Genomic DNA, 12,149 nt, shown 5'->3' on the forward strand with positions numbered 1-12,149 from the left:
TCACTCCACCTCTTCTGACGGCAGCTCCGGCCCTGTACTTCCCGGTCGGAGAGCTTCTTCCGCTACGCGCCGCCAGAAGGCACTGAAACGACGGGGCGGTTCTCCACGCCAAGAGACGAACGTCGGTGGATGATGAATAACGACCTGTAGCCCCCTGGTCTGTAATTCAGCTACATACTGCTGAAAACGCGGTGCAACACTGTCGGTCACGTGAACGGTTGAAGCCTGATGCTCGGCGGCAAATGCTCGCACTTCATCAACCACGACTCCACGACGGATGCTGCCATTTCTACCGGCAATTGCTTCAAGTGCACATTCGTAAAGAAAAAAGAGCCGCTTGAAGCTCAACTGAGCCGCTGCCAGAAATGGCTCGTCGAAGATAAATATGGCAGGCGCGCCGGGATTCGCCAGCAATGCCGGATCGGTCGGGCTAAGGCTATCACCGTGCAGCCAGACAATCACCCCGTTCATCGTCGTCCCTCCAGTTCTGCTAGTGATACCCCAAACAGCCGCCAGGCCAGATTCTCGTAACTGTCATCGAACGGACAACTGCCGTTGTGAGCCAGTGGACAACGCGCACAATAGGTTCCGGCACTGAAGCGTTCTACATTTTGACGATTGAAGATGTACGGTTTGTGGCTAAAGGTGCTGCCCACCCATTGCCATGACAGGCTGTTCGAGGCCGGATCGCCGTCGAGCAGATGGCGGTAAAAGAGATCGGCGCCCTCGCGCCAATCTACACCCAGCCAGTGTTGCAGATACGCAGCCACCCACATGCGGGCATGGTTGTGCATGTAACCGGTTGTGTACAGTTCGCGCAGTGACTCGTCGATGCACACCAGGCCGGTTGTGGCCGACATCACCTCTGGCGGGAGACGACGACGCGGGACACGAGTCCGATATTTGGCCGGCTCAATATCCTGATGAATTCGATCACCGAGGTGAGCGTACACGAGTTGCCAAAACGCCCGCCAGGCCAGCTCATTGACAAACTTTTCCGTATCAGGGGTGTGACCAAACCGACTCAGGATCGAGTCGCGTACTTCGGCTAGCGTCAGGACGCCGTGGCGAATGTACGGTGAGAGCAGGGAAACCCCACGCTGCACCACATCGTTACGTGTGCGGGCGTAGTGCTGAACGTTAAACGCACGTAACCGACGGAGCGCAGCTCGTCGTCCACCACGAATGGGAGACGGCTGAGCGGCCCCCTCGAAAAGACCGGCAAGTGCTTCCGCCAGATACGCCGCCTGTTCTTCACGGGTTTGTAAATCGGTACGGAGTTGCATGAATTTCAGTCACGCTGCTGCGGCCAACAAGTCTGCTCTACCACCGATTAGAGCACCGTGCATTGTCCTGCTGTCGGTCGCGGGACGCTCGTTTCAATCATTCACCACAGACATTCTGGTGTAAAACCTGAACTCCAACAGCTATGACGCGACATAACTCGTTCTGCACGTTTCGCGTCTCTGCGATGAGTGTTCAGGTTGAGATCATTGCTCTTTTCGAGTATACCATGAGTTGCGCGACGAACAAACGGGGAAGGCACATGGTGAGGACAGACGATACCTTTTCCCCGCGAGCGCATCTCGATGGACGGGCACAGCGCCGCTGCGCTGCGACCGATCTTCTTCTATAAGAGGATATTTCGGTCAGGCTCTAATCACTAACGTACTGTAGCGGTCGAGACGAAAAATGCCTGTTGCGTGGTAAGATCAATCTGATAGACTGGCTGTAAGGAGGCAATTACTGCTCGAAGTTCATCAATGGTGAAGCCCTGCGTATCAAGTGCTATGCGTGTACCAGCGTTGCCAGACGCCGAATCTGGTTCAATCGCGACCCGATAACGCTGACCGCGTACCGGTTCGATCCGTACCCGCCAGCGGTCGATCACTTCAGTGGGTACTGTGGAATCAATATCGGGTATCCGGTCGAAGGTCAAGATCAGGCGTTTGTTGCGCCCCGTATACAGCACACCGTTGATCGTAGAGCCACGCAACCGTAACAACACTGCCTGTTCAATACCGACCGGAAGCGTTGCCGGCAGGACGAATTGCTCCGATACATGAGCAAGCTGCGCCGGTTCAATGATGTTCGCTCGTAGCAGCGGCCAGCCCGGATCAACGAGTGGTTGGGGCGCCAATCCTTCAGTTTCAGCTCTTCCGTTCCACGCTCGCTCGAAAGTGAACGCATCGCGAATCTGTTCACTGCTAACCAGCCAGTTGAACTCGGCCAGCCGCCAGACTACCCGACTCGTCTGGGTACTGCCTGATGGGCCGACCAGTTCAGTGATACTCAAGACATGGCCGTCTTGACCGCTAATCGCCATCAAAACCAGTACCGACTCGGCGGTTTCGGGAGGCAGGTCAAGGGGACTGATACCGCGAAAGCTGACAATGTAGGCCAGGCGATTACCAATACGCTGTTGTCCCAGCAAGCGCAGATCCGGAGCCTCTGCCGCCTGGCGCAGGTACATCGGCACAATTGCCCATGGCCCAGTCTGGAGACGGGCGAGAAAGGCAGCTTGCTGTTGTTCAGCAGACAACAGACTCATCACTAACTCCGGCTCATTCGGTGCTGCACGGATGGGGAGATCGCCGTATAACGTTGGTGCATACGAGCCGTCAAGCGCGTAGTAGAAACGGCGTGTCCCATCACCCAACTGGAACTCGTAGGGCGCACCACCCTCGATGTGGCGCAGTTGTAAGCGATGACGGGCCGGATTATCGCGGTCGTGCCAGATTTCAGCGAAGAGTGGGGCGATGGTGCGATTGTTAAAATACCAGATGGTTTGATAGCGAGCGTACCAGATGGGAGGGCCTTCTGGAGCGGGGAGGCCGCCATGGGCCAGCGCACGAACAACCAGTTCCCCGGCAGTTATGCCGGGTTCTGTTGCTCCTGTTGTCACCACGGTAAAAGGTGTACGGAGCAGGCCCGGCAAGATGAGGGTCAGGATCAGGACGATCAGCACGATTGGCGGTATCATCAGTGACCATTGCGTAAGACGTTGCCGTGGCGCAGTGGCACTTTTCAGCAAACGATTCAGCAATCGCGTCGGTAACGGCTGATTGTCCCGTATTCGGCGGAGGGTCGCTGTCAGCTCGTGAGTTACCGCCTGCCATTCGCGATCAAAGAGCCGACAGTGCGTACAGATACTGAGATGGCGACGGACGGTCTCGAACAGTTGCAGGTGCTGGGTCGGGTTGATCAGCGCCTGTCGGACAGTGACGCACACGTCACTCTGGATTTGCTGCGTGAGATGGTGACCGAGGGTAGGTGCCAATGCCGTGATCGCTTGTTTAAATATCTCCAGTGCGGCGTCAACACTAGTGTTCAGCATTGCGGCGAGTCGGGCATAATCGGCGCTGAGTAAACTGTACGCCAGCACTGCCATCCGCTGATCAAGTGGCAGTGTACGTAGAGGCCCCAGGATCGATGCGGTTGGTGGCGCCGGACGGCGCTCACGTGGTTGATCGGCGTACTTGCTGAGTGCGAGCCGGTAGAGACGAGTAATCAGCTCGTCGTCACGCCAGACCGCAGGTGGCTGTTCGCGGAGTGTGCGCACCCACTGTTGCAGCAGACGCTGGGCTGTCCGTTCATCTGGGGTTAGCGCCAGTGCAAAACTGTACGCCACATTTCCGGCGTTGGTTAACCAGTGTACCAAATCGTTACCTATCATGCTCGTCGACCTGGCGCGGTGTGGTATCTGCCAGCAGTTGCTGCCGTAATCGCCACATCGTCTTGATTCGTGCCCGTTGCCAGGCTGCACTCTTTGGTCCGGTTTCGCGCAACAGGACGATCCGCTGCAATGCAATTCGGATTGCGTTCGCCTGTCGGTCGATCAGCGCATCGTTTTCCCGATCCGGCATAGAGTTCCCTCCACTGTCTGGGAGCGCGGGCCTCCGGCCCGCATCCTGCCCGAGGATTGGTGGCAGGCCGTCGTTGGTGGGCCGAGCACCGACCAACACCCGCTGGCGCTGGGAGCGCGGGCCTCCGGCCCGCATCCTGCACCAGGATTGGTAGAACCGGCGTACCCGCCAGACCCTCGCTTGCGGCAAGGGTAGCACTCCCTCCAACTATTGGGTGACGGGCATAATCGGCAAACCGTGCTCATACCCATTCGGAAGCAATGCTGCCACAGTTCAAGGTTCGTGTTACCGCCTCTCATCCCCAAAGATTACTTCCGCTACTGCATAGGAAGAAGATTGGGATACCACTCCTCTCTTCTCCATCGCCATCACCGCTACCCGCCTCTCATTCGTTCAAAACGCCGACCGGCACGTGCCCCTGGTACCGGCACGGCGGCCAGCACCTCATCAATAATCGCTTGTGCCGTCACATTGCGCACACGGGCTGCCGGACTGATAATCAGACGATGGCCGAGCACCGGTTGCGCAAGTAATTTGACATCATCAGGGATCACAAAGTCGCGCCCGTTTATCGCAGCCCATGCCTGTGCGGCCCGATAAAGGGCCAGTGCTCCGCGTGTGCTGGCGCCTAGATAAACATCGCCGTGATCGCGGGTGGCGACAACCAGGGCAACAATATACTCGACAATCAGATCATCAACGTGAACCTGCTTAATCACCTCTTGCAGATGTAGCAATTCAGCGACATCCACCACCGTTGATAACGTTTCGATTGGGTGCCCGTCGCGCTGGCGTTTCAAAATTGCAATCTCATCGAGCCGATCCGCATAGCCGATATGAACCCGCAGCAGGAAGCGGTCGAGTTGCGCTTCCGGTAGCGGAAACGTCCCTTCGTACTCGATAGGATTCTGCGTTGCCAGCACGATAAACGGCTGCGGCAGCGGGTGGGTCACGCCATCAACGGTGATCTGCCGCTCCTCCATCGCTTCGAGCAGGGCCGACTGCGTTTTTGGTGTCGCCCGATTAATCTCATCGGCCAGCACAATCTGGGCCATAATCGGGCCAGGGCGAAACTCAAATTCGCGGGTTTGCTGGTTGAAGATCGAAACGCCGGTGACATCGCTCGGCAAGAGATCGGGGGTACACTGAATACGCTTAAAACTCGATCCGATAGAGCGAGCGATGCTTCGTGCCAGCATAGTCTTGCCGGTACCGGGCACATCTTCGATCAAGACGTGACCACGGCACAACAGTGCCACCAGGACCAGTTCCACGATCCGACGTTTGCCAACGATAACTTGCTCAACGTTCGCGATTATCCGCGCAGCCAGATGCTGAACCTCTTCCACGGGCACCTCAATTCAGAAGGTAGTTGTCTGGATGCATGGGCAGTATACCACGATTACCGGCTCGAGCGAGCGCAACATCCTCACGCCTCACGATCGGCCACCAATGCCCAGAAGCGTGGATCGTTGTGTAGTGATGAAAAATCGGGATCGAGGCGCGCCCAATCCCGTGATTCCTGATGTTGGTCGAGAGCAATCTGGAGCAGACGCAACGCCTCTTCATGATCACCGCAGATCGCGGCGAAACAAGCGCGGCTGTATTCACTCTCGTGCTCCATCAATGGCCGGGCAGTTTCAATCGCACGGCGCGCCTCCTCCTCGCGTCCCAGCCGCCGGAGAACGCTAGCCAGTGATGCGTGGCACGAACCCTCTGTTGGCGCCAGTTCCACTGCTTTTTGCCAGGCCTGCAATGCCTGTTCCAGCTCGCCCTGAAGGGTGTACACCAGCCCCAGCCCGTTCCAGGGGGCAGCGAATTGCGGGTCGAGCTGAAGCGCCTGCCGGTAAGCAGCGATGGCCTCGTCGTAGCGGCGCAGGTCAGCATACACGTTCCCCAGCCCGTGCCAGGCATACACATTCTCTGGATCTATTTCCAGCGCCTTCTGGAAATTTTCCAAAGACTGCTGGTACTTCTTCAGTTTCGCTTGCACTGCACCCAGGGCATGGTAAAGAGCAGAACTGACACGACCCAAGCGAAGAGCTTTCTGGTAGGCATCCTCGGCGGCCGGAGAAGCCTGTGCAACGGTACGTCCCGCTGCTCGTCGCCAACCCAGTTGACCGCCGAGGTCTTCATACGCTTCGGCCAGGTGGTCGCGCAGAACCTGACCACCGGCAGGGAGACCTTGTTCGGCTTGGTCAAGGGCGGTCATTGCTTCTGAATAACGCTGCTGGTAGTAGTACAGTCGTCCGCGCTGCCAGCGTAGGATGGCGCGCCGTTCAGCCTCGCCGTCACCCGCCAGATAGCCACGCTCGGCCAGGCGTTCTAGCTCGCTCAGGCCGGTGGCTGCTGCTTCATCTCGCAGACTTGTGAGCGTTTGCAGGGCTTCCAGCCGCCGTTTGCCACGAGCGCTCAGCCGCTTCCGCCAGCGCCCGGCCTCGGTCAGCAGACCTCGGCGCAGGTTGTCGTTATAGGCCAGCGCCTCGACGAAACGGGGGATCAGCCAGCGCCAGGCGCGCTCTTCGTCAAGCCAGAAGAGGTAGTCGCTCAGTGCGAGTGTGGTGGTGAGATAGTCGTCATCGGTTAAGCGCTCTTCAATCAGATCGTAGTCGGCTGCGATCCGTTCCAGCCGCTCTTCTAACACAGCCACCCCTCGTTCAATCAGGCGTTGCACGCTAGGATCGCTCAGTTGGGCGTCCTGACGCAGGTATGCCTCGAAAAATGCCTGGGGGTCGTCGTGCAGGCGGGCTTCACCAGCGTATACCGAGGCATAAGCGCGTTCCAGGCGGCGTAGTTCATCGTTTACATTGAAGCCTGACGCATCAGTAGGGGTGAGCATTCCCTGTAACACAGCGCGATCACCGCGGGCCAGGGCGATGGCGTAGAGGGCGTAGCGGTCGGCAGTGGTTACCGCGTGCAACAGATAACGCTCGGTCATCTGGTCAACGATCTGCTGCGCGGGGGTGTCTTTGTCGCTATGACCAACGATGTTTTCCAGCGCAATGCCCTTCTGCCACATTTCGGCTGCCAGTACGATTGCCAGCGGGATGCCACGGGTTGTCTGCCGTATTGCATCCACAGCGGCATCGTCAAGCGGACGCTCTGGGACAGTTGCTGCGAAGTAGGCGGCTACATCATCGCGGGCCAGTTGGGTGACGTTCACCGGCACAAGGCGACGCGGCCACTCTTCGGCGTACCCTTTGAAGTAGGTGTCTCCGTAGCGGCGACTATTGACCAGATCGTTGCGCCCACTGAGCACCCAAAGTACGTGTGGCCCGCTGTTCCGTATAACCAGGCGCAACCAGGGGTCAACTGCGTCTACTACTTCGTAGGTGTCCAGCACGACGAGCAGCGCACCACGCCCGGCTATCCGCCGGAGACCATCAGCCAACGCATGGGCCAGGTGTTCGAGAGGATTGACGAAGAGGTCGTAGGTGTCGGCCCCCATTCGAGCACGCAGCAGATCGGCGAGGCGCTGGCGCAGACCGACCGCTGCTTCTGCGCCAATCTGAATGCCGGCCTCCAGAAAGGCTTTAGCCAGTTGTTCACCGCTGTTGCCGATGGGCAGACCTGCCAGCGACGACCCGACGCGGAGAATCTTTGCCAGCGCCGTAGCGCCGGCACTGCGCAACTCTCGCAATTCGGGGCGTTCGGTGGCGCTATCCAGAACCTGGTGAGCAGTGTGCTCGGCGCTGGCGCGCCGCTGCTGCGTCTCGTGGTAGGCGGTAAAGTATCCCTGCCAGCCCCTGTGTTGCGTCTGCGCCGTGTGAACAATAACGTCAAACACCGTCTCTGGTGCGATAGCATCGTGGCCAACCTGCAGCGCGGGGAGACGGCGACGGGCCTCTTCCCAATCAATCCACAATGTATGGATCGGACACCACAAAGAGTGTTTCTCGGTCGCAATATCGCAGAAGCGCCGTGAAAGCGTGCTTTTGCCGATACCGCCGTCGCCGTAGACGAGAAAGACGTAGGGCAGGTTTTCACCGGAAGGTGGATTTATCGTTTCGCTCAGCGCATCTCGGAATCGTTTCTGCTCTTCAACCCGACCAAAGAAGGGCTTACCGTTGACCAGAATGGTTTGGTTCGTCATAGCGGGGTCATTCCTCTGGTAATGAACAGGGTACGTTGTGTAACCTAAACCATGCGTTTAGCGCGCCATCAAATGCCCAGGTTCATCATCTGATGCCGTTTGCCGTGATGTGGGCGAGAGTTCTGTCACCTCTCATCATTATAGCCGGTTGTTAACGTGATTGCCGGAAAAGGGAAGCGGTACCCCCCCTTCCCCCCCGCGTGCGGGGGGGCTAGGGGGGGGTAGTGCTTGCGGGGGGTATCGCAGCTTTCTAATCCCACGCTGCCGTTTTTCCTATATTCATCAGCTTGTGGTATCCTGATGCAAACAGCGTTACACGGAGGTTTGGCAATGCTCGAGCGCGTGGCGGTTCTGTACAACCCCTTGAGGTCGTTTACCGGCCTGACCGATGGTCGCGTTCCGCTCGCTTCCGGATCGCCTGTCGCCACGAAACGATGGTGCAATAAATTCCCAGGCCTCATCTACTCGGCGGGGCAAGCGGTAACCATCGCCGTGTCTAATGTTCATCGAGCAATGACCGGTCGTTTGTGGAAGGAGCGAGCGTAAGATAAGATACGCCCGCCAACCCATCACTGCCCCGACGTGTCGCTGCACCCCACAGGTAGTCTTAAGCCTCTGCCTTACCTGTGCCAACCGTGACCAAAGGCACCCGGTGGCGGGGGGCAGGCAACCGAGGGTTCATGTTGCAATAAGCCTAGCGCGAAACCAGCGGCAGGTAGAGCTGCAATCCGAGCCACACCACATCCACCGGCGTTGTGCGCTCTGTGACTCCTAATCCGTTGCCGAGTTGCCCGAAGAAGTTATTCCCCCAGCACTTGACGCCGCCGGTGGTGGTCAGCGCACAGGTGTGATTATCGCCCGCCGCGATGGCGCTCACGCCGCTCGTCAGCCCGCTCACGTCCACGGGGGTGGCACTGCCGGTTGTCGTGCCGTCGCCGAGTTGCCCGAAGACGTTGTACCCCCAGCACTTGACGCCGCCGGTGGTGGTCAGCGCACAGGTGTGACTATCGCCCGCCGCGATGGCGCTCACGCCGCTCGTCAGCCCGCTCACGTCCACGGAGGTGACACTGCCGGTTGTCGTGCCGTCGCCGAGTTGCCCGGAGGAGTTGTACCCCCAGCACTTGACGCCGCCGGTGGTGGTCAGCGCACAGGTGTGATAATGGCCCGCCGCGATGGCGCTCACGCCGCTCGTCAGCCCGCTCACGTCCACGGGGGTGGCACTGCCGGTTGTCGTGCCGTCGCCGAGTTGCCCGGAGGAGTTGTACCCCCAGCACTTGACGCCGCCGGTGGTGGTCAGCGCACAGGTGTGTAAGCCGCCCGCCGCGATGGCGCTCACGCCGCTCGTCAGCCCGCTCACGTCCACGGGGGTGGTACGGTTGGTTGTCGTGCCGTCGCCGAGTTGCCCGAAGCCGTTGTCCCCCCAGCACTTGACGCCGCCGGTGGTGGTCAGCGCACAGGTGTGACTGCCGCCCGCCGCGATGGCGCTCACGCCGCTCGTCAGCCCGCTCACGTCCACGGGGGTGAAACGGGCGGTTGTCGTGCCGTCGCCGAGTTGCCCGAAGCCGTTGTACCCCCAGCACTTGACGCCGCCGGTGGTGGTCAGCGCACAGGTGTGATAATCGCCCGCCGCGATGGCGCTCACGCCGCTCGTCAGCCCGCTCACGTCCACGGGGGTGGCACGGTCGGTTGTCGTGCCGTCGCCGAGTTGCCCGACGCCGTTGTACCCCCAGCACTTGACGCCGCCGGTGGTGGTCAGCGCACAGGTGTGTAAGCCGCCCGCCGCGATGGCAGCGGGGGCTATCGTTTGCACCAGGCTACGTTGCCCGGCGGTGATGGCAGGGGTGTAGCCGCCAGAACGCTCGGCGGGCATAGCCGACAGGGAAACGCGGACAGGGGTATACCATGTACTGACCGATGGCGCGGCGACGGTCGGGACAATGCTTGAAACCAGCCAGACCACCGTCACCAGCAGAGCGTATACCGAGCCGTTCATCTTACTCATCCTCTTCCGGCTGTGGTTGCGATGGAACCCGAATGACCCGGCGCAGTGACCGGTCGGTTGTTCGTTCTGATCCGTATGCTCTCGTGGCCGATGAAATCGGTGCCTCTTCTGACGATCCTAAGGACGCACGCGGGTTTCCAACCTCGGGTGGAGAACAACACCCAACTCGTTCAAAGGCAGAACGATACCGTGCGAAGCATCCATTCCCCGTGTATATTCCTCACTCGTGCAGGGGATGCGGGTGGGTGAATTGCCGGTCTGTCTAAGGTAGGGATAGCAGTGACAACTGCTGACAGCAGTGTACCATACGTCGTTGGGGGTGTCAAGCATTCTCACCCCGGCTGTCGGGCTTTTCAACGTTGGCATCCCCCGTCGTGGTGAGCAGAGGGGGCAGCGGAGCAGTGGGTTCCTGCGTTGACAGGAGTCTGCAAGTTGGGGTTCTCGGTGGTACGCCGATCGTGCCTGTCGGTTTCGGGGAGGGGCGGGTTGGGAACCGACCGCTGATAATGGGCTGAGGCACCATCCGATGCCTTCCGGGCGCGCAGCGAGAGAGGAGGGGGCCTGGGGGAAGATACGGGAACCCACAGGTCTTGCCGATCCCACGCTGTCGTTGTTCCGATATTCATCAGCGTGTGGTATCCTGATGCAAACAGCGTTACACGGAGGTTGAGCAATGCTTGAGCGCGTGGCGGTTCTGTACAACCCCTTGAGCGATGCTTCGATCAAGCTATCGCACGAACTCACCGACTGGCTTACGGCGCGTGGTGTGAAAGCGATACGTGGTGTGTCGCAAGAATTTCGCGACCAACCGCACCTGGTCGCCGATTGTGATTTGATGATTGCGCTGGGTGGTGATGGTACCGTCTTGCGCGCGGCCCGGCTCTGCTTTCCGCATAATATTCCGGTTTTGCCGGTGGCGCTCGGTCACCTCAGTTTTATGGCCGAGATCGGCCCCGACGAAGTATACACGAGTTGTGAACAACTGATGAACGGCGGTGGCTGGTTCGATGAACGAACGCTGGTGCGGGCACAGCTTTGGCGGAATGGGCAGAAGCTCGGTCAGTATACGGCACTGAACGAGGTGGTGATTTCGCGCCGTGATCTGAGTCGGATCGTGAATGTTTATGTGACGATTGATGATAGCCCGATTACAACCTATCACGCTGATGGTGTAATTGTGGCAACTGCGACCGGTTCAACCGCCTACGCGCTGGCTGCCGGTGGGCCAATTGTTGATCCGCGTTCACAGGCATTAGTGCTGGTGCCAATTGCAGCGCATTTAACCCATATCCCCTCGATGGTTTTACATGAAGATGCAGTGGTCACGATGCAGCTCCGTTCACGGTATCATGCTCTGCTGGCTATCGATGGCCGCGAGAATGTTGACCTCATCGAGGGTGATGAAGTCATTGTGCGACGCAGTCCACAGGTCTGTACGTTTGTCAGGCTCCGGCCAAGTAATCAATTTTACAGCCAACTGGTGGCGCGTTTGCGCCGTTCCTGAAGTGATAAACGGCGGTGAAGCAGGCTTTGTAGCAGACGTAAGGAGTATGTAGCGTATGATTGCCTATACAGGCGCTACAGTGAGTGCGCGCATCAATGCTCCCCTGGAAGCGCTTTGGGAGCTGGTGAGTGATGTTGAGCGCCATCCCCAGATTGCCGGTAGCGGAGAAGTTCAGGCAGTGACTATTCGTGATGGACGGCCACTGGCTGTCGGTGCAGTGTTTGAGTCACAGCAGTATATGCGTGGTATCCATTATGTGACGGCAAATCGGGTCGTGATTTGGGATCCACCCTACCGTTTTGCCTGGCGAGTTGGTTTACCGGCTGCACCTGGTATCGCGCAGATCTGGATGTTTCGTTTGCAACCAGAAGCCAACGCGACGCGCGTCACCAATGGGGTGGCGTTGGTGTATGCGCTGCCGACCTTCTTTCCGTTTTCGTTGTTGCGCAAGAAGATAGGGCAGGGTTACGCCGATTCGATGACTCCGACCCTCGCAAATCTGGCCCGGATGGTGAATGCACCACCACCCGCAGATATACAGGTAGTCACCGAACCACCTGCCGAGCTAACGGCAATGCTCCCGCCCTTGCTCATACCGGGGGCAACGATGCTTGCAGGAGCACTGGCGGTTGTAGCCGCAGTGCTGGCGGTATGGCGACGCTGGCGGCAGCAGATGTAGGTACG

At 59.0% G+C, this 12,149-nt stretch carries 8 protein-coding genes and 1 pseudogene; 2 read left to right on the plus strand and 7 right to left on the minus strand.

All coding sequences use genetic code 11. The features are described from left to right. The 7 genes and pseudogenes from QTO31_RS03960 to QTO31_RS03990 form a co-directional block, all read right to left on the minus strand. Positions 1 to 471 (minus strand): hypothetical protein, encoded by a 471-nt coding sequence (locus tag QTO31_RS03960; RefSeq protein ID WP_301428164.1) that lies wholly within the window; start codon positions 469 to 471, stop codon positions 1 to 3. Then, positions 468 to 1,286 (minus strand): FAD-binding domain-containing protein, encoded by an 819-nt coding sequence (locus QTO31_RS03965; RefSeq protein ID WP_301428165.1) that lies wholly within the window; start codon positions 1,284 to 1,286, stop codon positions 468 to 470. Before QTO31_RS03965 ends, QTO31_RS03960 begins: the two co-directional genes overlap by 4 nt. Before the next feature lie 377 nt (positions 1,287 to 1,663). Further along, on the minus strand, positions 1,664 to 3,676 hold the full coding sequence (locus tag QTO31_RS03970) for an anti-sigma factor (protein WP_301428166.1): 2,013 nt from the start codon (positions 3,674 to 3,676) through the stop codon (positions 1,664 to 1,666). Then, a complete protein-coding gene (locus tag QTO31_RS03975) occupies positions 3,666 to 3,866 on the minus strand; it encodes a hypothetical protein (RefSeq protein WP_035419820.1) in 201 nt (66 codons plus the stop codon). The genes QTO31_RS03970 and QTO31_RS03975 overlap by 11 nt, the downstream gene beginning before the upstream one ends. Positions 3,867 to 4,240: 374 nt before the next feature. Next, positions 4,241 to 5,215 (minus strand): AAA family ATPase, encoded by a 975-nt coding sequence (locus tag QTO31_RS03980; RefSeq protein WP_031461446.1) that lies wholly within the window; start codon positions 5,213 to 5,215, stop codon positions 4,241 to 4,243. A gap of 80 nt (positions 5,216 to 5,295) precedes the next feature. Beyond that, positions 5,296 to 7,959 carry a tetratricopeptide repeat protein gene (locus QTO31_RS03985; protein ID WP_301428167.1) on the minus strand — a complete coding sequence of 888 codons (2,664 nt, stop codon included), beginning with the start codon at positions 7,957 to 7,959 and terminating at the stop codon, positions 5,296 to 5,298. Between the two features lie 694 nt (positions 7,960 to 8,653). Next, positions 8,654 to 9,751, minus strand: a pseudogene (locus QTO31_RS03990) (RCC1 domain-containing protein); the annotation flags it as partial. Positions 9,752 to 10,634: 883 nt separating this feature from the next. Here QTO31_RS03990 and QTO31_RS03995 point away from each other — a divergent pair. Then, a complete protein-coding gene (locus tag QTO31_RS03995) occupies positions 10,635 to 11,465 on the plus strand; it encodes an NAD(+)/NADH kinase (protein ID WP_031460720.1) in 831 nt (276 codons plus the stop codon). 55 nt (positions 11,466 to 11,520) lie between these two features. After that, positions 11,521 to 12,144, plus strand: coding sequence for an SRPBCC family protein (locus tag QTO31_RS04000; RefSeq protein WP_031460719.1), 624 nt, complete (start codon positions 11,521 to 11,523; stop codon positions 12,142 to 12,144). Positions 12,145 to 12,149: the final 5 nt, after the last annotated feature.

This window comes from Chloroflexus sp. MS-CIW-1 (genome assembly GCF_030444705.1).
Classification (GTDB): Bacteria; Chloroflexota; Chloroflexia; order Chloroflexales; family Chloroflexaceae; genus Chloroflexus.